Origin of the sequence: Bacillus sp. FSL R5-0422 (assembly GCF_038610765.1) — a bacterium.
GTDB classification, from domain to species: Bacteria; Bacillota; Bacilli; order Bacillales; family Bacillaceae; genus Bacillus; species Bacillus pumilus_O.
Window position 1 is genome coordinate 2,285,832 of sequence record NZ_CP152014.1, and the last position, 22,187, is coordinate 2,308,018.

A 22,187-nucleotide genomic window follows, 5' to 3' on the forward strand; every position below is an offset into this window, starting at 1 on the left:
TTGCCGCAAGAGGCTCATTTTATTTTAGAATTCGACCACATCTACTTGTGAATGGTATGTTTCTCGACATGAAAGACATATGTTTTCCCTGATGAATGAGATCAATCACAAGCAATGTTTGTTTCTTTTTTCCGTATAAGAATAAACGATTTACTGAACTTCTTATTTAAGTGTTATCACCCTTCATCCATAATTAATCAATAAAAAAATCCCCATCTTTTAGAAAGATAGGGAACTTGCCTATTACGCTTCTTCTTTAGGAGTAGGCACTGCACATACGCCATCTGCACATGCCGCTTCAAACGAATTAGCAGCCGCTTTCTCAGCTTGAGCTGCTTCTTCTGTCCAAGCCGTTTCAAGTGCACGCAGGAACGTATCAGCTGGCTGTGCACCTGCAACTGAATACTTGTCATTGATCAAGAAAAACGGAACAGCATTGATACCAAGCTCTCTCGCTTCTTGTTCGTCTTTTCGGACATGATCAGCAAACTCTTCGCCGCCTAACATTTGCTGTACTTCCTGCAAATCAAGACCTGCTTTTTCTGCAATGTCTAAAAGGGTTTGACGATCGCCAACATGCTTTCCATCTGTAAAATATGCTTGAAACAGCTCTCCCATAACGAAATCGCCTTTCCCCATTTGACCAGCATATTGCGCCAATCGATGAGCATCAAAGGTGTTAGTCAACACAAGTGGATCAAATTGAAAATCGATTCCTTTCTCTTTGCCCGCCTGTTTCACCTGCTCATTCATCGCCATAGCCTGGCTGCGGTTCATCCCATATTTTTTGACGAGCATATCATGGACATCAAAATCGACATCAGCAGGTGCATGTGGATCAAGCTCAAAGCTTTTAAACTCGATTTCCACCTGTTCTTTTTGAGGGAATTGTTCAAGCGCTGTTTCTAGTTGTTTTTTTCCTATATAACAAAAAGGACAGGCGATATCTGACCAGATTTGTACTTTCATGTTCATCTTCCTTCCGTGTTTACGCTTTTTCTTTAACGATGTAACAATTATAGTTACAACAGATCGGTTATGTCAAGATTCTGAGCTTGATGGAAATGAAAAAGCCCCTCCTTCTAAGAAAGGAAAGGCGTTAAACATTTACTATTCTAAATTTGCATGGTGACCGTACATTGTATGTGTGTCGAGCTCTTTCATTTCCATTAGCCGTAAAATGACCGCATCGTATGTCAGAAGAAGCGACTGCTCAAATAGCGAACCCATTGGCTGAATGGTATCATGGCTTCCCCCCTGTTGATCCTTCGGCGCACCTGACAGTAAGATGACTTCATCCGATAGATCAGCTAAAGGTGACTGAGCAGAAAGCGTGAAAGCTGCCACTTTTCCACCAATTGCTTTTGCTTTTTTTGCAAGGACAAGCAAGGTCTCTGTTTGGCCAGATCCGCTCCCAACAATCAAGAGATCTTCTTCTGTAAAGGAAGGTGTATTGGTTTCACCGATCACAAATGCCTTGACGCCAATATGTGTGAGTCTCATGGCAAATGATTTTCCCATCAAACCAGACCTGCCAGCCCCTGACACAAAGACCTTTCTTGCAGTGAAAATGCTTGAGACAAGCCGCTCTGCTTGTTCGTCTTGAATATCCGGCGAGTGCTCAGAAAGCTCATTTAAAATGGCTTTCACATAGTCACTGGTCTTCATGATTGTGCGATCAGCTGCTTCATTTGTGCGGCTACTTCTGCTTTATTATCCTGACTTGCGATACCACCGCCGACAATGATCAAATCAGGATTTAATTTCACGACTTGAGGTAACGTATCAAGCTTAATTCCGCCTGCAATCGCTGTTTTCGCTTGTTTGACGACTTGTTTAATGGTCAGAAGGTCAGCAAATGAGTTTTGACCAACCGCTTGCAGATCATAGCCAGTGTGCACACAAATATAATCGACTCCAAGTTCATCCAGCTCTTTTGCTCGGTCAGCGATATCTTTGATCCCAATCATATCCACTAAAATCTGTTTCCCTCTTGCTTTCGCTTCTTTCACCGCTCCTTGAATGGACATATCTTCTGCCGCTGCAAGAATGGTCACGATATCTGCTCCAGCTTCAGATGCCTGCTGCACTTCATAACCGGCCGCATCCATAATTTTCAGATCGGCGAGTACACGTAAGTTTGGAAATGCCTGTTTGACTTCTTTGACGGCACGCAAGCCTTCGTTGATCACAACAGGTGTTCCAATTTCGACTACATCGATCGATCCTTCTACTTCTTTGATCAGCTCAATCGCTTCTGGTATATTCACTAAATCTAATGCTAATTGTAATTTCATGAATGTTCACTCCCATTTTTTCATCTCATCTTCAAGAGCTCCGTGGATAGTGCTTCTTGCACGATGAAATGAGTATAACAACAGGATGGAAGCATTCCAAGTACGCACTTTTTTTTTACATACTATACTTTTTCGCATATGGTTACAAAAAAGACACTGTCTTTTCGGCCAATATCTCAGCGTGATTGAAAAGAAGACAAAGGGCTAAAATAAAGTAATTTTAACCCTTTGTCTACATCTATCGTCTTTCTATTTATCATCCTTTAAAAAATTGCTATCGAGATATTGTTTTCCCCAATCATACATCGCCTCTAAAATCGGCATTAAGCTTTCTCCTAGTTCTGTCAAGGAATACTCAACCTTTGGCGGAACGACAGGATAAACCTCCCGATGCACAATGTGATCTTCCTCTAATTCTCTTAGCTGATTGACAAGCATTCTTTGCGTAATCCCAGGCATTAACGACTTTAACTCACCAAACCGTTTTGTCCCTTCTCTGCCAAGGTGCCATAAAATCAGCATTTTCCACTTACCGCCGATAATATTCAGCGTCAGCTCCTTTTCGCAGTTGAACACTTTATTTTCCATACGTGATGACAACGACATACACTCCTTTAATAACAAACCACTTAGGTTTTATCATAACTGCAACAAAATGGATTGTCGAACATATGGTCTTCGTTATTGATTTTGTTTTTTAACAAAAGCCATCACAGCCTCTGTCATTTTTTGTGCTTCTTTTGGCGCTCTGTCTGATCCAAACCATTTATTCAAGTCACTGTGGCTCAGCGAATGGACCCGAAAAACAAACCGAGAGCCTTTATCATGATTCAGTTTTTCTGCAAAACGGTACACTTCAGGATTTTCCCAGCCTGTCACCAAATAGACAGGAGGTACATTCTTTTGATTCATATAAGTGACAGGTGATGCCTTTGTCCAATTCTCCTCTTGTTTGCCAAAGACTTTTTTGTACGATGGGATGGCTTGAATAAATTGATTGAGGTTTAACGGTCCGTCTAGAACAACAATGGAATTGATTGTTTTTGGCGACAGCCCCACACGTTTTAAGTAGGTCGAATCTGTGGCAACCAGCGCCGTCAAATGACCGCCCGCTGAGTGACCCATGACATTGATTTTTGATGAATCGATTTGATATTCATCCGCATGATCCTTCACCCATTTAATGGCGTTTGCCGTATCATCTGCCATCTGCTCGTAGTTGGCATCAGGATGAAGCCTGTAATTCATTGAAACAAACACATACCCTTGACCGGTAAAATAATCAGCCTTTGAAGCGACTCTATTCTTATCGCCGCCTGTCCAGCCGCCGCCATGGAGATAGATCATGACTGGATGCTTCTTCTTTTTGTCTTCATCTTTGCCCTTTGGCATGTACATATCGAGTGTTTGCTGTTTGTTTTGTGTGTCTGCATAATGGATGTTTGTCGTCGGCTTAGGCTGGTTGAAGCGGAACACAAAGAATGCGCATACCAATAAGCCAGCGATGACTGCTGCAAATAAAAGCCATTTCATCATTCGATTCAATGTCATTGCACCTTTCTATGTTGGGATGGGGAAGCATCATTCGCACATATGTAGAGAGACTAGCCTGATTCCTTTGATACGACTTGTATGACTTGAACCGTTTCACAATAAAAAGAAAAATACTGTTCTTCATCATCTTCGACAAAGTAATTCAAATATTCCCAGCCTCTATCCAAAAGTTGAATGTTCAATATAATATGGTCATCGTTTGTTAACTCCAAATCTTTGATTTGAACAGAAGAGACATTGGTAAATTTCAGATGAATGTCTGCTTTATGGGTTGCAGATTCGTATGGGATGTGTAGATGAATACAGTTGATCAAGTCGTAATGTTCATTATACTCTTTAAAGTAGTGAAATTCATTGATTTGCTTTAGATGGCTGATATCGAAATCAGGGATTTGTTTCTGGATTTTTTCATTTAAAAACCATGTCATTGTGTGTCCTCCAAGAGGTTATAGTATAAGTGCAATGATTCGTTTTCTTGTTTGATCGTCCTCTTTAAAACTTTTCGTATTTTATTTAAACAGTCTAGCATTTTTGGTTCGTCCATTAATTACACCATCTCTAAATAAGGTTTTCTCAAACTTACTTCACACTGTAAACTGACTACATTTAAGCAGCTTTTACTGCTAAGTTTGATAAAGATGCGCCAAATGTACGTGTCAAATACACAGCTCTTCAATAGCTTTCGTTAAATTATTTATTAATCGTTCTATTATTTAAATAACACCTCAAACCCTTTTTACCAGTGGTAGTGGGCTTAGATATCTTTCAATACATCTAGGATTATTTCTTAAAAAGAAAGATTTCTTAATAAATTCACTTCATCATTTCGTTTTCTTATAATTTTAAATTTATTATGACCTTATTCTGTTTCATACTAACCCCTCCTTCATAATACTAAGAAGGAGGGGTTAGTTTAGTTTAGTTAGACACTAATGATAATTAAGGAAGTTTCGGAGGTTTTTTTATATTTTCGATATCATATTTCAAATCTTTTAAAAAGCATTTTACATGTTCCTCATCAAGTTTTATCTCATATTGTTTTGACTGTATTTCATCATTAATAAACACTTCGATTTCAATTACATATTTTTCAATTACTTTATTCATTCTTAAAATAAACAGTGGCTCAATAGTTTCAAAATAAAAATTTTTCAACTTATTATTCATTAGATCTTCAATTTCTGAGACTAACTTTTCATACTCACTTTTTAATAACACTGCAGAAAAATCTCGAACTATCACCTTTTTACTTTCAGACAACTCAAAGATAGATAAAACAAATGGATCGTTTCCATCTTCTTGATACGTCCTAGGTTTTAACTCGACTTCAATAAAGTCATCCGTAATTAGCGCCATCTAATCCCCCCTTAAATAGTTTTTATCTTCTTCTCTTTTTGGACTTGTTCCCTTTTCCATGCGTGTGAAATCTATTCTTATCTCCTTTTGCTCGTGAACTACCAAAAGCAGTAACAACTTGCCCTTTTTTATTTAAAACTACTGTAGCTTTTTTACCAACATACTTTATAGTTCCATTTCCTTGATCAATTTTTTTCTTAGGGTTACGAATAGCGTCTAGTTTTGCTTTCGCACTAACTCCACGCCCTCCATTTCTACCTACTGACTGATTAAGACCATGTTTTGTATGCCCTTTAATTTTAATCGTTTTAGCTGCAAAACCATAAATTCTTTTCGCACCCTTAAATATCTTCCCAGGTCCAAAGTTCGAAGCTGCTGCTAAAGCTGCGCCTTTCCAGCCCTTACCCGATTTATAAGCTTTGTATCCATCATATACCGCAAATCCTGCATTGACAACAAACCATACCCAATGGCCGTCTGGGTCCACATTCATGACTGGGTTGTTGTTTCCATAGGTATATCCGTTTTGATCTAGTGAATCTCCATCGCTTCCTGGGTCTGGGTCAAGTGATAGGAATACGCCGTTTCTCGGTTCATAGTAGCGGGCGATTAAATAGTAAAGTCCTGTTTCTTCATCGAAGCGGTAACCAGCATAGCGATATGGGTTTCCTTTTACTTCTTCATCTTCTTTTACCTTTGTTGGGACGCCCCATGTATCGTATTCGTACTCAGCAACGATTTTTCCTGCACTATTTGTGATGGCTATGACATCACCGTGTGCATTGTAGTGATAGAAATATTTGTTTCCATTTTGCGTGAATGCAAGGAGTTGTCCACTGTCACCGTATGTGTATGCTTTTGTGACTTCGTTGTCTCCATCTGTTTCGTATAAAACATTCAGGCTGTCGCCGTCATAAAAGTAATTGGTGACTTTTCCATTCATTGTTTTTTGAATTCTGTATCCACGCTCATCATATTTGTAAGTGACAAATGGCTTGTCTTCCCCTTTTTTCGTGATGGCCGTTATGTTATCTTCTGCATCCCATTCATAAAGGAATTGTCCGTCAGACGTCCGGTTGCCATTTTTGTCATAAGTTAAAGTCTCATCATTTACCTTTGTCAGTTGGTTCATGATGTTGAATGATGCGTTGATTGTTTTTTTAGTACCATTTTTTTCAGTCGTAACTGTTTTTCTGTTTCCAAACCCATCATATGTGTACCCAATGACCGTGCCATCTGGATGACTTTCTTTGATCAATTGATCTAATTTTCCATATTCATAACGAATCTTCCCGTTGCTTCCTTGATCAACCGTTATTCTGTTTCCATTTTGATCATATTCGTAAGCTTCGTTTAAGATCGTTACCCCTTGGCTTGTTCCAATGTGCAAATCATTGATTAAGTTGCGCTCATCATAAGCAAAGCTAGCACCACTGCCGTTACCTGTAATAAAGGACTGAACATTTCCATTTTCATCATAATCAAACGAATACGTAGAACTCGAATCCTTCATCTGCGTCATTTGATCAAGCTTATTGTAACTGAATTGGTTCGTTCCTTTTTGATTTCCGTGTGTCCACTCAAAGGATTTCAGTTTATCTGAATTGGCTGGATACGTCCAAGTTTGGCTGCTGCCACGCTCTGTTAACTTTGTGATGCGGTTTTGTTGGTCGAACGTTCTGTTTTTGGTTGTGTTTTGTTCTTTGTTAACAACCGTTGTTTCGTTTCCGTTTTTATCATAGCTAAAGTGATATTTTTCTGTTCCATTGTATGACTTGGATTTCACTCGGTCTGTTCCATCATACGTGAGAGACACTTCATGTCCATTTGCAGAAATGGTTTTGATTAAGTTGCTATTCGCATCATATTCACTTTTCAACACATTCCCTAATGGATCAATGGTTTTTGTCAATTTGCCCATTAGGTCGTATTCGAATTGATACGTCTGATCTGACTCTGCACGAATGGTTTTCGACTGTTCATTGCCCTCTTTATCGTAGGTTCTCACAATGGATGTTCCGTTAGATAAAGTGATCTTCTTCAGCTGATCAGCCTGGTCATATTCGAATGTTGTTTTTTCGCCTTTCGCATCTGTTTCAGAAAGTTTTTTGCCTGTTTCGTCGTAGGCAGATTGAGATGAGTAACCAAGCTCATCCTCTTCTTTAACTGCATAGTTCCCTTTTACGTCGTATGTGGTTTTCGTTAACAGACTTCCTTCTACTAGACGGATATCATCAAACCAAACCGTTCCAGTCGCGCTTTTTTGGAAAACGATCTGTACGTCGACTTTTTTCAATGGTTTTGTTTTTGGTATGACAACCGCCGCTCGGTTCCACTCCTGTGTACCGGTTGGGAATTTCGCATTAAACGTTCCTGTTGTGCCATCTGTATACGTAACGGACGCTTGAAGTGAGTAGTCATTTTCATTTGAGGCTTTGACATTTCCAGCCTTAGACATCCCAGTCAATGTGACATACACAGATTGATCATTTGCACTTTGTTCAATTGGTACAGATTGTTTATAGATGACATTCGCTTGAGTTGAAGAGGTTCTTGTCATTTTTAACGAAACGTCATCGTTAAAGCCTTCTTCATTATCTAATGAACCACCTGTTCCGCTCCAGCTTGTTGTTTTATCCGTAAAGGAATTATTTTTGACTGGATTATAACTTGATGAAACTTCGCCTTTTTCTAGCTGAATCTCATCGAACCAGGCTTTTCCTTTTCCAGCCTTATCACGATGATCCACTTCCATATAGATCACAGCTTTGCCTGCATGAGATGGCGTCGTAAACGTGACTTGGCGTTTTGTCCAATCGTTTTTGCCTGATAATGTACTGTAACCGTTACTGATCCATTGAATTCGTTTATTGTTTGTATCTCTTAAATCAATGTTAAAAAATGCTCTTGCTTTCGTTAGCTCTGTCTTGATTTTTCCACTCAGTGTATACGTCGTATTTGGCTCTAGTATTACTTCTTGAGTAGCAGAAGAATAGCCAAGTTCTGTTCCTTCAGTTGTCGACTGTGAACTGACCTCTAATACTCTGCCGCCAGATAACGGACCACTTTTTCCAGCTGTCTGCGCTAATTTCCCGTCATCCTTAGATGCTGTAAGCTTCCAGCCTGTTAGCGTATCTTCAAAACTGCCATTTTTTAATATACTCGCACCTGCAGCAAGTTCTTTACTCGTTTGTACCAAATTCCCGTACGAATCATAAATACTTGCTGAAGACATATTTCCACTTTGATCCGTTTCAGATACAGCATCTAATCCATCGTAGGCGATATCTGTAATATCTCCTTCTGTATCTTTCACTTTAGTGACATCATTATTTTTGTTATATTCGTAGGTTTCTGTCCCGTAAGCATCTTTCGCCTGAATGACGTTGCCATTTTTGTCATACGCATAGCTTTCTGTAGCTTTTCCTTTCTCTACATCATTTGGGTCAGTTTCTTCTACGATTTGGTTGCCTTCATATTTGGTTTTAGTGGTGATCTTAAGCCCTTCCGCATCATCTACAACTTGAATTGGATTGGCTGCTTCGTTATACGTATACTGTATTTTTCGCCCGTTTGGCTGCGTTAGCATGAGTGTCTTTTTAGATAAATCATATGCATACTCAAAGGTTTCTTTTTTTGCATTGATTGCCTTGACTAAACGATGATTTTCATATTGATATTCTGTAAAAACAGGCTGATCTTTTGTACTGTTTTGAGAGAATTGTTTAATCAATCTGCCTTCTTTATCGTATTCATATGAGATACTTGTTCCATCTGAATCTATGACTTTCGTTAGTAAACCTGCATCATACTCATATGAAAGCTTTTTACCTTTTGGTCCTTGAACCGAAATGATATGACCATCTTCATCATAATCCATTATTATTTTTCGGCCAGATGCATCTTCCATTGAAGTGAGCTGATTGTTTTCATTATATTTGTATGTCGTTGTATTTTTATGTCCATCTACAACCTTGGTAATCTTCCCACCGTTTTTACTAAAGTGCGCAAAGGTTTGATCCTTCGTTTTTAACATGTATTCATCTTTTGATTCCGTTAATTCAAGGAAAATACCTGTTGGTGGTTGATACGTACCATCTGCTTTTTTTGTAAAAACATGAGTTGTGGCATCCTCATCAAGATAGATAGCACCTTCTTTTGTTGGCGTGATACTCGTTTCTACATCTGCGTACCATCCTTGACCAAACAGATGGTCAGCTGCATCTAAACTATTGTACGTTCGACCCATTCCAAGTCCTGGTCCTCTTCCATCAATCGACATTTCTTCTTCACTGACAATCACATTCCCAGTTGCACCATTAAGCTGTCCGTCTGGTATATCAATAATCGACCAGTAATCCTCTGTTCCAAGGAATTCGGCCCCTTCATGGAATGTCGGGTTAAAGGCTGGTGTCGGAATGGTTTCTCCATTTGCATCGTAGGCGGAAAGGGTAAAGGAGTAGTTCTTGCGTCCTTTATAATTTCCATTTGCATTTTCATATACTGGTGATGGGTCTAGCGCTAATTCTCCGCCCTTTCCATCTGTATGAAGCACATATTTCCCACTTTTAATTTCAGCTGGAGTTGGCCAAATATTCTTGTTTTGTGTTGTCCAATGATCGACATCACCAACATCAAATGATTGATATGCCTTACCATTATAGATGTTAATTTTATACCCTTTTGCATTTTTCACTTTGTCCCAATGTAAATTGATATAACCTGTTTGGCTCTCTTTTGTATTGGTATAAGCATATCCAGATAAAGCTTTCGGTCTAGATAAATCAGGTAAAGTTGGTCCAGCTGGCGGTGAAGCAATGGTTTCTCCATCTTTGTTATAAGCGATCACTCTGAAGGAATAATGTTTTTGAGCCGCATTTCCTCCAGCATTTTTGTAAGTCGCACCAGGATGAATTGGAAGCTCCGCCCCTTTTCCATCTTGGAGGTGCAATGCATATTTACCTGCTTTGATCTCAGCAGCTGTCGGCCATACTTTTTTCCCTTTTGTTGACCATGATGTTTGATTCCCGAGATCCAATGTCTCATAGCTTTTCCCATTAAACATTTGTATTTTATAACCGGTCGCACCGGAAACTGAATTCCAAGAAAGATCAAAGTAACCTGTTGCATTATTATTATTGAATCCTTTTGTACTAGGTGCCTTCGCTCTAGCCACATTCGGCACGACAGGTTTTACTTTTGCTGACATTGCGCCTTCACCTTGGTCAAAAATCGCACTTACAGCTACCCAATAATTTTTACTTGTCGCATAATTGCCACCTGAGTTTTTGTAAACTGGGGAAGGATCAACTGCTAATTCAGTTCCACCTTTTCCGTCTAAATGAAGTTTATATTTTTTAGCAGCAATCTCGCTTGCTGTTGGCCATATATTCTTTCCTTTTGTACTCCATGATGCCACATTTCCAACTGAAATGGCTTCATACTCTTTTCCGTTGTATAACCACACTTTGTAGCCTTTTGCACCAGCTACCTTTTTCCAACTTAAATTGAAGTAGCCTGTACCATTTCCATTACTAAAACCTTTTACAGTTGGTGCATTTGCTTGTGGAATGGTATACGTTACTTCAATGACTGGTTTATTGGTAGAGTTTGTTGATGAGATTATTTTTTTCCAATGGTCTTGCCCATTTCCATTTGCATGTAATTTAAAACCATAGTTAGCTGTTCCGCTATTCCAAGCTTTGATGGTTGATGTCACATCATAGCTCGCCCATTGTCCTTTATATACATTGGCTTTGCCGATGTTTTTAGAGCTTGGTTTATTGTTCCACGTTAGTTTTGTATGATCATAGTTGGCATTCACTGTATCCAGCCAAAGGCCAGTAGCCTTCGTCCCGTAATATGAATGAGCAACATATGTTTTGAGCGTCGCTTTCGTTACATTCATATTTTGAATCGGTTTGAATGAGTTAAACTTCATGAACGCATAGTTTGTACCAGTCGTTTTATCGTAATAACCTGTTTTGAGTACATAACTTTTAAGTTTAGCGTCCCATTTTTGCGTAGAGGATGAATAATTTGTTGTTGGGTACTTACTCATGATAAATGTGTCTGCTGATACAGATAAAGAAGTCGAAGGATCAATAGACACAGGATAAACTCGTTCAGGATCTTTAAGCCATTTTTCATCTGCTGTCACACGAAGTAAATAGCCATCGTCTTCTTTTTCTAATTTAAAGCTCACATCTTCTGAGCGAGCCACTTCACCTGACTTTTCATCTAAATTAGAATCCGTCATAAACGGTTTTGGGACTTGAAAAATGGTCCGTTTTTTCTGATCGTAAAATGTAATAGAACCGTCTTCCTCAATTTCCCCAGTTAGATCTGTCTTTATTTTAAATGTAAATGAATTGTAGCCATCATATTGATTGAGTACAATATCTTCCTTGATGTTTTCATTAAAGGTGAATGATCGTAAATCTATATTTGGAAATACCTCTTCATATGTAAGCTCGTTGGTGTTCTCTTTAAATTGTGCAGAGGTATCTTTGGAATTGATTTCTGATTTATTTTTCCCTGAAGCTTTTAAAATTGAAAATTCAATTTGATGCTTCTTGTGTTCAAATGTCGCATAAAGTCCTTGTTTCATTTGCTTTTGAAAAGTAGTTTCTAATTTCGCATTTTCTGTTTCTATTTCTTTTTTCGAGATCGTCTTTAATTCTGGAGAGATGTCCTCCCATTCAGCATCTGGAGCCTCTTTAATATGAATAGGATCAGGATAAACCTCTTGTGTAAATACACCCTCTCCTTCATAAAAAAGTTTGCTGTTTTCTGTTCTTTCTGAAAGAACTTCTCCGTCTTTTCCAATTTCATCTTCGTCAACGCCTGCCAATTCCAGGGCTTTTGAATCATCAAACTCTTCTAAGCTGTTATGACTTGATTTTGTATTTTTGTCATGTTCTTCTGCAAAAATATCAGAAGGTAACATTGATAAAAGCATCACAAAGGCTAGTAGTGCCGCGATATTCCTTTTCCATTTTACTTTTCTTTTTAGGTTCATATTAATCTCCTTATCATATATTTGTAACATTTGTAACATTACGCCATATATAATAATACATTTGAAATGATACTTCAATATATTTCTATAAATATATCATCCTTTCAAACTAACCCATATATCATCAACTTATCAATATATCCCCTTTTTCACATATAAAAAAGCACCCTAAACGGATGCTTCCATCAAATGATATTTTTTCAAAATGCGATAGGTAATGTCTTTTGCTTCTATGCCGGTGCCTTTGATATTTGTGGCGAAGATGTAGGTTTTGTGTTCATGTTTGATAAAACCTACGTACCAGCCGATGTCTGATCCGGAGCCTGTTTTTCCGTATAGGGTGGCGTGTTTCTCTTCTTCTTGTACCATCATTCGTTTGACTGTTCTCATGTTCTTTAGGTCAAATGGAAGAGTCTCTTCATATAGCTGTTTGAGGAAACGAACTTGTTCGATAGGAGAAATTCGCAGGGTACTGCTTAACCAAAATTGATCGATTCCGCCAGATATGTCTATGTTCCCATAATGAATGGCTTTCACCCAATGATTCATGCGTTCTTCTCCAATGTCACGTGCCATGGCTTGATAGTACCAGACGACTGAATCTCTCATGCCAGATCCTAATGTATGATCTCTATTCCAATTGTCAATCTCTCTTTTTACGCCATCCCAATATTTGATGTCGTATTCATCTCTCACTGCGCCTGTTTGGAGTCCGATTAAGGCATTTGCTACCTTAAATGTCGATTGAGGTGCAAAGCGCTCTTTCGCTCTTTTTTTGTTATACACCCATGGGGTCTTTTCTTTTACTTCTTGAATCACAAACGTGCCTTCCCGATTTTTAAAGAATTCATCTACAGACCACGCTATTGATCTTGCTTCAGTTGATGATGGCTGGCTGATACAAAATGCCATCAGCATGATGCAAGAAAACAGCCTTTTTATATACTTTTTCTTCAAAACAATCACTCCTTTTCTCATGATTTACATGATTGTAGCATGCTGAAGCGATGGGACATAAGGTACGCTTGTCCTCTTTTCTTTCAAATAAAAAAAGCCGGTTTATATCCGGCTTTTTGCTGTATATTAGCTCTCTTTTTTCTCTTGAATGGCCTGTTTCGCCATTTTTGATATCGTCATATCGTCCATTGGCGGGTTATGGAGCCCGGCACGAATATCTCGATAGTAGCGCTGCAGTGGACAGTCTAGGCTTAAGCTTTTCGCACCGACTAAACGCATAGCTTTATCGACAACTTGCAAACTATGATTAACGACAGTATGCTTCACAGCACCAAATTCATTGATTAACAGCTCTCTTTTTTCTGGCTTTTCATACAATGTGGTCGTTGAGTAGATGACGTGGCGTGCTTGCTTTAATAGTAAGTCGATTTCGCCAATCAGTGTTTGGACATTTGGCAGGTCACTAATTGTGCCGTTGATGCTGTTCGGTGAATGGGTGATGGCATATTGAACAGCATAATCCCTTGCTGCTTGTGCAATCCCTAAATAGCAGGACGGAATATGTGCAATCCAAGGATTTAGCGTACCACCGCGTGGCCCTTTTTGCACCTCAACAAGCATATCATCTGAAACCTTCACCTGATCTAAAATTAAATCATGACTTTCAGTTCCTCTCATGCCCACAACGTTCCACGTTTCTTCTATTGAAACACCTTCTGTCTCACGATGAATTAAGAAGAAGCCCATAGCCTCTTTTTCTTCAATCCATACGCCGACTAAAAAGTATGTAAGCGCTGGTGACATCGTTGTGAAAATTTTACGTCCATTGATGATCCACTCATTACCTGATCTAGTAGCTGTTGTCCCAGGCTTCCCGCCTCTTGTTGGACTACCTGTCTGTGCCTCGCTCACGGCACGATTGACAAGGGCGCCCTTCTTCACTTCTTCCGCAAAGAATTGCAGCTGCTGCTCATTCCATTGTTTCTTTTCGTAGATCTCGCCTACAACCCCTTGGTGCCAGCCGATTGATAAGGCAGTTGCTCCGTCCATACTGCCGAGTGTCTCTTGAAACAGAACCATATCCTTCACAGATTGACCGCCTCCTCCGTATTCAGCAGGAAGAGACAATGTTGTATAGCCCATCTCTATTAATGATTCAATATTTTTTTCAGGAAAATAAGCGCCTTCATCATGTTCTTTTGCTGTTTGTTCGATCGTTTCACGAAGAGATTCTAGTTGATGAAGCCATGTTTTTTGAAAATCGGTATCGACAAATAATGCTTTAGACAAAACGTATCCAACTCCTCTGTTTCTCACAATCTATCATATCTGATTTTTCCAATAGGAATAAACAAAACACACTTTACTTATAGGATTTAATGTGTTAAATTTTATCAATATTAAGTACATATGTCAAAGGAACGTGATGCTTTTATGATTTCAGCTACTAATCTACATAAATCTTATGGGCAGACCCATGTGTTAAAAGGCATTGATTTCACCGTACAGGAAGGTGAAGTGGTTGCCATTATTGGACCGAGCGGATCAGGAAAAACCACACTTCTTCGCAGCTTAAACAGCCTCGATATTCCAGACAAAGGAGAGCTGACAGTTGGTGAAACCACGATTCATTTTGAACGATATCATAAAAAAGATCTGCTGAAACTCAGGCAGCAATCTTCCATGGTGTTTCAGCATTATCACTTGTTTCAGAATAAACGAGCACTTGAAAATATTACAGAAGGATTGATCGTGTCTCAAAACATGTCTAAAAAAGAAGCTGAAAAGGTCGGAGAGCAATTTTTAACGCGGATTGGCCTGCTTCATAAAAAAGATGCGTTTCCGAGTGAATTATCTGGCGGTCAGCAGCAGCGAATTGGCATAGCCCGCGCACTTGCGATGAACCCTTCAGTTCTCTTGTTTGATGAACCTACGTCGGCTCTAGACCCAGAGATGGTAGGAGAAATTCTTGAAATGATCAAAGATATTGCGAGCCAAGGGATGACAATGGTCATTGTGACGCATGAAATTTCTTTTGCAAAGGACGTGGCGGATACGGTGATCTTTATGGCAGATGGCGAAATCGTTGAAAAAGGTTCACCAGAAGACGTCCTATTGAAGCCACAGCATGAACGAACGAAACAATTTTTATCAAGAATTCATCGCGGCATGTGGCAAGAATCGGAGAAAGACAAATGAAGCAAAAGACAGCATTCATGATGTCCGGTGTCCTTCTGTTATTTCTTTCTCTGATGGGCTGTAGCAGTGTGAAAACCACGACAGAAGATGGTAGAAAAATTGTAAAAGTCGCACTGAGTGCAGAGGTCAATCCACCCTTTTTAGCCACAAATGACCGAAATGAACCGATTGGCTATAACATTGATTATTTAAATGAAGTGGAAAAGAGGCTCCCTCACGTACATTTTGATTACATTTTTGGCGAGGAAGAATCGAATTTAATTGGTGTAGGCGCAGGGAAGTTTGAAATGGCGGCTAATTGGTTTTTTAGTAACCCTGAACGTGAAAAGCGTTTCCTTTACCCTAAGGTCCCGTACGGTTATTCGATGACAGGTTTAATTGTGAATGAATCAGACAAGGAGATTCGATCGCTTGATGATATGACATCTAAAAAGCTGGCTCCTGTCAGCCCTAGCGGGGGCTTGCGTTCAATTTTAAATCAATATAATCAAGAACATGACCCAGATATTTCGCTGACGACTATTGAGAGTCCTTCAAATGAACTCAACTTAAAGCGTGTTGAAAGCGGACGGTCCGATGCAGCATTTATGAACATTTCAACCTTTGATACCATTCAAAAGCATTTGAACTTAAAGGTCAAAGTTGGCGGCATTGTGTCAAAGGAGCCTATCTATCTTGTCTTACAGCCAAGCGAGAAGCAACTTGCAGAAGATTTGGACCGGATCACACAAGAGATGATTGATGATGGAACACTGCCGAAGCTAGCGAAAAAGTGGTTTGGGATTGATTTCTTTCAAGATATTGATGACATTACAGAGCAGGACGACCAAAATGAAGAAAGGAAGGAAGCGTCATGACGTTTACAGCTGGAGATTGGCTAGGCATCTTTTTACAGGTGCTTGAACGCCTGCCACTCACTTTTTTCATTATGATCGTGTCATTGTTTTTTGCTATCATCATCGGCTTGCTATTTGCATGTATCCGTATTAAACAAATCCCAGTGTTAAAGCAACTGGCGATTGTTTATTTATCTTTTACACGGAGTACGCCTTTAATTGTTCAGCTTTTCTTGATTTATTTTGGCCTGCCTCAGCTTTTACTTGTAGCAGGGATTCAAATCAATCATTGGGATCGTATGTTATTTGTGATGATGACATTTTCTTTACATACGGGCGCTTATTTATCTGAAGTCTTTCGCAGTGCATATTCATCTGTCGGGAAGGATCAGCTGGAGGCCGCCTACATTGTTGGGATGACAGATACTCAGGCATTGATCAGGATCATTATCCCGCAGGCTTTTCTCATTGCACTGCCGAACCTCGGAAATTACACCATTGATCTCGTGAAAGACACAGCGATTGCCTTTACAATCGGACTCATTGATATGATGGGACAGGTAAAGATCATTTTAGGAAATAACTACGGAATCGGTATGTTTGAGGTGTATGTGATCATTGCGATTGTGTATTGGCTTATTTGCATGAGTATTGAACTGATCACCATGCTGCTTGAAAGAAAATTTGTAAAAGGCCGCACCAGCCTGTCACGTTAAGGAGGCGATTTGATGCAAACGATTGATATTCAATTTGCGATTGACCAAGTACCTCATATTTTAAAAGGCGTTCCTTTCACCTTATTGATTGCACTCGTTTCCATGGCTGTGAGCCTGATAATTGGATCTGTTTTTGCTTTCATTCGTCTCTTTCGCATTCCTGTACTCAGGCAGCTTGTGACGCTCTATGTCTCCTTTTTTAGAGGAACGCCTCTGATTGTTCAGTTGTTCGCTTTCTTTTATGGACTTCCTTTTATTCTAACCAAAGTGAGCGATACATTCGGGCTGACCTTTCATCCAGATATGGTCTCCCCATTAGCTGTTGCTCTTATGACATTCAGCCTCCATTCAGCTGCCCATTTAACAGAGGTTGTTCGGAGTGCACTTCTTGCGGTAGACAAAGGACAGCTTGAAGCGGCAAAAATTGTGGGAATGACAACACGACAAGCGATGATGCGCATTATTTTGCCGCAGGCATTTGTGGTCGCCTTGCCGAACTTAGGCAATCAGCTCATTCAGCTATTAAAAGCCACCTCTCTTTCGTTTACGATTGGAGTACTTGAAATCATGGGGATTTCCCGAATCATTGCGAACGACGGCTATCAATTTTTAGAAACGTATCTCGTCTCTGCTTTGATCTATTGGCTGCTCAGCATTTTCTTTGAACTCGCTTTTGCCTTATTAGAGAAACGTGTCAGCGTATATGGAAGATCTCTCGGACGTTAAAAAAGCCGATCAGGCTCAAATCCTGATCGACTTTTTTTATTCGCCTTTTTTCGGTGTGTTAAACAGTTCCTTTGGTGCGGGTTTTAGTTTTGGTGCAGAACCAAACACGACGGGTGCAGAAATATATCTAAACTCCCCTTTCCCATCCATGCTTCGGCCATGTGCCCATCTGCCTTCCTTACTTGCTTCCCCTCTTGAGAAATTAAACAGATCATAGGACACTTGCTGTTTTTCTAGTGAGCGCGGGAAGGTGGTTGGTACGACGACATCCCCCTCTCGTTCTTCTAATTCTTTAATCGCCGCAATCCACATATTTTGATGATATGTATCACGAGCAATAAGGAAAGAGAGCATATCTTTCACGCCTCGATCATCGGTCATTTCGTAGAGCCTTGTGACCTGAAGTCTCCCTTGTGATTCTGCATTTAAATTGGCTCTAAAGTCAGCCATTAAATTTCCGCTTGCAATGATATACTTTGCATTCCACGGATATCCTTGACTATCCGCTGCCATGGCTCCTAAACCGGCAACAATTGCATGCTGAGGATTCATACCACCCATAACAGCTGCAAGTGCTGGATCACTTTCGTACGCCTGTTCTTGTTCTTTAACTGGTGCTTTATCTAGTAAACGTGCGATCATCGTCGCCAGCATTTCCACATGACCAATTTCCTCTGTCCCTATGTCAAACAATAAATCTCTGTATTTTTGATCTGCTCGACAATTAAAGCCTTGAAATAAATATTGCATCATGACACTAATTTCTCCATACTGTCCGCCTAATACTTCTTGTAGCTTCTTCGCGTAAAGTGGATCAGGCTTTGAGGGCTTTGCTTCATATTGCAATTCTTTGATGTGATAAAACATGATGTCATCTCCCTTATCAAAAACATCTTTTCAATTATCACTATTCAATCGCAGGCTTTTTTATGAAAAGGAGCTGTCATGTGCATAAAAAAAGGGAATGGCTTCTGCCATTCCCTTTGTTATCTTACTTATTCAGCACTAACTAAAATTTTCACTTGATCTTTTTCATTGATTAAAGCATGGAAACCATCTTCGATTACATCGTCCAACTTGATTTTCTTCGTGACGAGCGTATCTGCAGAGAAATAGCCTTTTCTCATTAAGTTTAATACAGATGGGAATACGTCTCTGTAGCCGATAATTCCTTTGACTGTACGTTCTTTAATGACAATGTCATTTGGCAAAATTTCTGCGCCTTTTTCCCAAATACTCACAATGACTGTTTCACCTGAAATTCTAGTTGATTGGATTGCTTGCTTCAATACAACAGGTACACCTGTCACTTCAAAAGAAACATCGACGCCACCATTTGTACGGCGTGCAATTTCTTGAACAACATCTTCATATTGAGAAGGATCAACAATGATCGCTCCAAGCTCTTTCGCTTTTTCTTGGCGTTCTTTAGATAATTCTACTGCGTAAATATCAGTAGCACCAGCTGCTTTTAATGCTTCAATAACAAGTAAGCCAATTGGTCCGCATCCAAATACAGCCGCTGTATCGCCAGCTTGTACTTTACTAGAACGAACTGCATATAGAGCAACTGCTGAAGGCTCTACAAGTGCCCCTTGCTCATATGAAATTTCGTCTGGTAATAAATGAAGTAATTCTTCATCGACAGATACATATTCAGAGAATCCACCGCCGCCTCCGGCAAGTCCTAAAAAGCCCATGTTTTCATCTAAGTTGTAAGCGCCTTGATGTCCGTGAGTTGCAAAAATAGGCTCAACAACCACTCGGTCGCCTACTTTGTAATTGCTCACGTCTTCTCCTACTTCAACAACCTCACCAGAAAATTCATGCCCCAGTGTAATAGGTGCTTTTTCTTTTGTCAGTGGATGAGGTTCATTCACTGGAATGAAGATAGGTCCTCCTAGATATTCATGTAAATCACTACCACAAATGCCGCACCATTTCACTTTAAGTTTCACTTTTCCTGGAGCAACTTTTGGTTCATCAATTTCCTCTAGTCGAATGTCCTTTTGATCGTGCCAGCGTAGTGCTTTCATGTGTAAGACTCCTTTTCTCATCAATTTCATTTAACTTACTTAAATAATTATAACATAATTTTTTTAATTTTCTAAGTAGGATGCACTATCTTTTTGCCAGTCAATGGACGAAAGATGACAAAACATAGCAATAAACAGACAAGAAGCATACATAGACTACCGATGACAACGGAGGTTCTGATTGATAAAACATGTGCAAGTCCACCAGAGAACCCTGTCATCATGATCGTCAGAATGGCTTCCACCAAAGCGTAAAAACTCGCTACCCGCCCCATCACCTCTACCGGGATATTCGTTTGATAGAAAGTCATAAAACCTGTGTTCGCAAAAGCTAAAAAGAATGCTAATATAAAAAATCCAACAGCGGCCGCAAACAATGTGCTGGAAAAAGCATAAATGAGATAGCCACATGCCACAAACAAACTACCAACCCCGAGCATGATCGAAACAGGCAGCTTTTCCACAATCACCGAATTAAGACCTGCGCCTGCGATAATACCTGCCCCAGCTATACTAACAAGAAGACCATATTGTGTATCAGTCAGCAGTAGCACTTCTTTTGCAAAGGCTGTTTCAAGAGAATCAATCGCAGTAGGAAGTACCGTGATAGCAGCACTAAATAACAAATACACCGTCATAATCTGGCGTGATGTCAAACTAAACCGGAGAACAAGCTTCGCATCCTCTTTTAACATTGAAAGGGTAAAGCCCTTTTGGTTAGCATCTTGTTTGAGCAAATTCGGTAAACACGTCGTGAACAGAGCAGATACTAATAGACAAATTGCATTGATATAAATTGAAAAAACAGGAGTTCCGATTAAAAAAAGCAGACCTGCTACAGCGGGACCAAGTAAAAACCCACCCGATTGTAATAATGAACGAATGGCATTAAATCTTTTTCGATTATCCGCCGGGATCAATCCCGTCATATAGACCATCGAAGCCGGATGAAACATCGCTTGTGCCATTTGAATAAGAAATACGATTACATACAAGGTAAGCAGATACCCTGAAAATAACGCAAAGGGTATACATGCGATCAAGATTGCCCGGCTGATATCTAAGCTGATCATCACTTTCCGCTGATTCAGCCTGTCAATCAAACTGCCAGACCAGCTGTTTGTCAAAAGAGAAGCAACTGGTCTCATCATATAGATAGCCGTTACAGCAAGCACAGAGCCTGTTTCTTGAAAAATGAGTAGATGGAGCGCAATCATATAAATCCATTCTCCTATGTTCGCAATTCCGATGGCTCCAAGTAGCAAACTCATATCCCGCCAATGTTTTTTCATCACTTTTCCCCCTATTTGCCATAAAAAATCCCGCCCCCAAGACATTTCTGTCTTGAGGACGGGATTTACTCCGCGTTGCCACCTCAGTTTATTCATCTGTTGCCAAATGAACCTTAGCAGGTCATCATGAACCCATCTCTGTAACGGGAGAATGTCGCCGCACCACCATCCGAAGGAATCCGGTGCAGAGCTAAGAGGCTTGGTTCCAACATGCTGCCCGGCTCCTTCTCAGCTTTACGGAGTTCTCTGTGCGGGACGGTTCATGATGTACTCTTCTCTATTAGCGCTATGTCTTTATTTCATCACGATCTTCAGCTGAATTGTTACATATTGTACTGCGCCTTGATCAAAGCGTCAACGTTTTTTTCAAGCTAATCAGCATAGATCATTTTTCTGGTCATGCCACCATCAACAATTAAATCTGTGCCAGTCACAAATTGATTGTCCTCATCGGTTAAATAAAAGCAGGCCTTCACAATATCCTTTGGCGTGCCGACTCGATTGGAAAGATGCTGCTGATGGTCGATCTCTCGAAGATTCTTCTCATCCTTCGTTTCAATCCATCCAGGGGAAATGCTATTCACCGTGATATGATCCGGACTAAAAGAAGTCGCTAAGGCATGAGTCAGCGCAGATATTCCACCTTTTGATGCAGCATATGCTTCTGTATTTGGCTCTGACATGGTCGCGCGGGTAGATGAAATGTTCACAATAGAACCGCCTTTTGGATTTTCTTTTATATAACGTGCTGCTTCTCTTGCACATAAAAAAGTCCCTCTTAGGTTCGTTTGTAACACACGATCCCACTCATCGACCGTTAATTCATAAGGCGATACAGTACACATGACACCAGCATTATTAATGAGAATATCAATCGTTTTACAGCGCTCCACCGCAAACGACATTAAGTGCTGAATATCCGTTTCTTGCGTCACATCTGTTTTCTTAAAATAAGCTTCTAACGATCCTTTTTTTAGCTCTTCCTCCAATCGCTTCCCCTTCTCTTCATCTATATCTGCAAGCACCACTCGCGCTCCTTCTTTTGCATAGCCCCAAGCGATCATTTCACCAATTCCATTGGCTGCACCTGTGATGACGACTGTTTTATTGTGAAAGTTCATCGTTTATCCCATCCTTTCTCCATCAGATGTTGTCATCATACCACTCTTATATAGACGAGACATAGCCACATGAAAC

The 22,187-nt window shown here is 40.0% G+C and carries 18 protein-coding genes; 4 read left to right on the forward strand and 14 right to left on the reverse strand.

Annotated features, from left to right (window positions below; genetic code table 11):
* Nucleotides 1-243: 243 nt before the first annotated feature.
* From MKX52_RS11715 to MKX52_RS11760, 10 genes are all read right to left on the reverse strand, one after another.
* Nucleotides 244-969, reverse strand: coding sequence for a DsbA family oxidoreductase (locus MKX52_RS11715; RefSeq protein ID WP_342490735.1), 726 nt, complete (start codon nucleotides 967-969; stop codon nucleotides 244-246).
* Between the two features lie 141 nt (nucleotides 970-1,110).
* On the reverse strand, nucleotides 1,111-1,668 hold the full coding sequence (hxlB, locus tag MKX52_RS11720) for a 6-phospho-3-hexuloisomerase (RefSeq protein ID WP_342490736.1): 558 nt from the start codon (nucleotides 1,666-1,668) through the stop codon (nucleotides 1,111-1,113).
* Complete coding sequence (gene hxlA, locus MKX52_RS11725; RefSeq protein WP_342490737.1) at nucleotides 1,665-2,297, reverse strand: 3-hexulose-6-phosphate synthase; 633 nt, start codon at nucleotides 2,295-2,297, stop codon at nucleotides 1,665-1,667. Before hxlA ends, hxlB begins: the two co-directional genes overlap by 4 nt.
* Nucleotides 2,298-2,546: 249 nt before the next feature.
* Nucleotides 2,547-2,885, reverse strand: a complete 339-nt coding sequence (locus MKX52_RS11730) for a winged helix-turn-helix transcriptional regulator (RefSeq protein ID WP_034646559.1) — start codon at nucleotides 2,883-2,885, stop codon at nucleotides 2,547-2,549.
* Nucleotides 2,886-2,978: 93 nt separating this feature from the next.
* Nucleotides 2,979-3,848, reverse strand: coding sequence for an alpha/beta hydrolase (locus MKX52_RS11735; RefSeq protein ID WP_342490738.1), 870 nt, complete (start codon nucleotides 3,846-3,848; stop codon nucleotides 2,979-2,981).
* Between the two features lie 53 nt (nucleotides 3,849-3,901).
* Nucleotides 3,902-4,279: a hypothetical protein gene (locus MKX52_RS11740; protein ID WP_342490739.1), complete on the reverse strand. Its 378-nt coding sequence runs from the start codon at nucleotides 4,277-4,279 to the stop codon at nucleotides 3,902-3,904.
* Nucleotides 4,280-4,790: 511 nt separating this feature from the next.
* A complete protein-coding gene (locus MKX52_RS11745; RefSeq protein ID WP_342490740.1) occupies nucleotides 4,791-5,207 on the reverse strand; it encodes a hypothetical protein in 417 nt (138 codons plus the stop codon).
* A gap of 22 nt (nucleotides 5,208-5,229) precedes the next feature.
* The gene (locus MKX52_RS11750) at nucleotides 5,230-12,228 is read right to left on the reverse strand and encodes a DNRLRE domain-containing protein (protein WP_342490741.1); all 6,999 of its coding nucleotides are present in this window, start codon (nucleotides 12,226-12,228) and stop codon (nucleotides 5,230-5,232) included.
* Between the two features lie 168 nt (nucleotides 12,229-12,396).
* Nucleotides 12,397-13,185, reverse strand: a complete 789-nt coding sequence (gene blaBPU / locus MKX52_RS11755) for a BPU family class D beta-lactamase (protein ID WP_342490742.1) — start codon at nucleotides 13,183-13,185, stop codon at nucleotides 12,397-12,399.
* A gap of 126 nt (nucleotides 13,186-13,311) precedes the next feature.
* Entirely contained in the window at nucleotides 13,312-14,475 is a 1,164-nt protein-coding gene (locus tag MKX52_RS11760; protein ID WP_342490743.1) for an acyl-CoA dehydrogenase family protein, read from the reverse strand.
* A 120-nt stretch (nucleotides 14,476-14,595) separates the two neighbouring features.
* Here MKX52_RS11760 and MKX52_RS11765 point away from each other — a divergent pair, with 120 nt between their 5' ends.
* The 4 genes from MKX52_RS11765 to MKX52_RS11780 are packed head-to-tail and all read left to right on the forward strand — an operon-like array spanning nucleotide 14,596 to nucleotide 17,662.
* Nucleotides 14,596-15,384 (forward strand): amino acid ABC transporter ATP-binding protein, encoded by a 789-nt coding sequence (locus tag MKX52_RS11765; protein ID WP_342490744.1) that lies wholly within the window; start codon nucleotides 14,596-14,598, stop codon nucleotides 15,382-15,384.
* Nucleotides 15,381-16,241 (forward strand): amino acid ABC transporter substrate-binding protein, encoded by an 861-nt coding sequence (locus MKX52_RS11770; protein ID WP_342490745.1) that lies wholly within the window; start codon nucleotides 15,381-15,383, stop codon nucleotides 16,239-16,241. Before MKX52_RS11765 ends, MKX52_RS11770 begins: the two co-directional genes overlap by 4 nt.
* The gene (locus MKX52_RS11775; protein ID WP_342490746.1) at nucleotides 16,238-16,936 is read left to right on the forward strand and encodes an amino acid ABC transporter permease; all 699 of its coding nucleotides are present in this window, start codon (nucleotides 16,238-16,240) and stop codon (nucleotides 16,934-16,936) included. The genes MKX52_RS11770 and MKX52_RS11775 overlap by 4 nt, the downstream gene beginning before the upstream one ends.
* Nucleotides 16,937-16,948: 12 nt before the next feature.
* Nucleotides 16,949-17,662 (forward strand): amino acid ABC transporter permease, encoded by a 714-nt coding sequence (locus MKX52_RS11780; RefSeq protein WP_342490747.1) that lies wholly within the window; start codon nucleotides 16,949-16,951, stop codon nucleotides 17,660-17,662.
* A 36-nt stretch (nucleotides 17,663-17,698) separates the two neighbouring features.
* On the opposite strand, the gene MKX52_RS11785 is transcribed toward MKX52_RS11780, so the two are convergent.
* From MKX52_RS11785 to MKX52_RS11800, 4 genes are all read right to left on the reverse strand, one after another.
* Nucleotides 17,699-18,529 carry a manganese catalase family protein gene (locus MKX52_RS11785; RefSeq protein ID WP_012010687.1) on the reverse strand — a complete coding sequence of 277 codons (831 nt, stop codon included), beginning with the start codon at nucleotides 18,527-18,529 and terminating at the stop codon, nucleotides 17,699-17,701.
* Nucleotides 18,530-18,657: 128 nt separating this feature from the next.
* Nucleotides 18,658-19,698 (reverse strand): 2,3-butanediol dehydrogenase, encoded by a 1,041-nt coding sequence (locus MKX52_RS11790; RefSeq protein ID WP_012010688.1) that lies wholly within the window; start codon nucleotides 19,696-19,698, stop codon nucleotides 18,658-18,660.
* 71 nt (nucleotides 19,699-19,769) lie between these two features.
* Nucleotides 19,770-20,990 (reverse strand): MFS transporter, encoded by a 1,221-nt coding sequence (locus tag MKX52_RS11795; RefSeq protein WP_342490748.1) that lies wholly within the window; start codon nucleotides 20,988-20,990, stop codon nucleotides 19,770-19,772.
* 371 nt (nucleotides 20,991-21,361) lie between these two features.
* Nucleotides 21,362-22,111, reverse strand: coding sequence for an SDR family oxidoreductase (locus tag MKX52_RS11800; protein ID WP_342490749.1), 750 nt, complete (start codon nucleotides 22,109-22,111; stop codon nucleotides 21,362-21,364).
* Nucleotides 22,112-22,187: the final 76 nt, after the last annotated feature.

Bases quoted from the DNA above. Each gene is read 5' to 3' on its own strand.
- MKX52_RS11770 (WP_342490745.1), top strand. From the start codon at position 15,381: ATGAAGCAAAAGACAGCATTCATGATGTCCGGTGTCCTTCTGTTATTT.
- MKX52_RS11795 (WP_342490748.1), bottom strand. From the start codon at position 20,990: ATGAAAAAACATTGGCGGGATATGAGTTTGCTACTTGGAGCCATCGGA.
- hxlB (WP_342490736.1), bottom strand. From the start codon at position 1,668: ATGAAGACCAGTGACTATGTGAAAGCCATTTTAAATGAGCTTTCTGAG.
- MKX52_RS11715 (WP_342490735.1), bottom strand. From the start codon at position 969: ATGAAAGTACAAATCTGGTCAGATATCGCCTGTCCTTTTTGTTATATA.
- MKX52_RS11740 (WP_342490739.1), bottom strand. From the start codon at position 4,279: ATGACATGGTTTTTAAATGAAAAAATCCAGAAACAAATCCCTGATTTC.
- MKX52_RS11800 (WP_342490749.1), bottom strand. From the start codon at position 22,111: ATGAACTTTCACAATAAAACAGTCGTCATCACAGGTGCAGCCAATGGA.
- MKX52_RS11790 (WP_012010688.1), bottom strand. From the start codon at position 19,698: ATGAAAGCACTACGCTGGCACGATCAAAAGGACATTCGACTAGAGGAA.
- MKX52_RS11735 (WP_342490738.1), bottom strand. From the start codon at position 3,848: ATGACATTGAATCGAATGATGAAATGGCTTTTATTTGCAGCAGTCATC.
- MKX52_RS11785 (WP_012010687.1), bottom strand. From the start codon at position 18,529: ATGTTTTATCACATCAAAGAATTGCAATATGAAGCAAAGCCCTCAAAG.
- MKX52_RS11765 (WP_342490744.1), top strand. From the start codon at position 14,596: ATGTCAAAGGAACGTGATGCTTTTATGATTTCAGCTACTAATCTACAT.
- MKX52_RS11775 (WP_342490746.1), top strand. From the start codon at position 16,238: ATGACGTTTACAGCTGGAGATTGGCTAGGCATCTTTTTACAGGTGCTT.
- MKX52_RS11730 (WP_034646559.1), bottom strand. From the start codon at position 2,885: ATGGAAAATAAAGTGTTCAACTGCGAAAAGGAGCTGACGCTGAATATT.
- MKX52_RS11750 (WP_342490741.1), bottom strand. From the start codon at position 12,228: ATGAACCTAAAAAGAAAAGTAAAATGGAAAAGGAATATCGCGGCACTA.
- MKX52_RS11780 (WP_342490747.1), top strand. From the start codon at position 16,949: ATGCAAACGATTGATATTCAATTTGCGATTGACCAAGTACCTCATATT.
- MKX52_RS11745 (WP_342490740.1), bottom strand. From the start codon at position 5,207: ATGGCGCTAATTACGGATGACTTTATTGAAGTCGAGTTAAAACCTAGG.
- hxlA (WP_342490737.1), bottom strand. From the start codon at position 2,297: ATGAAATTACAATTAGCATTAGATTTAGTGAATATACCAGAAGCGATT.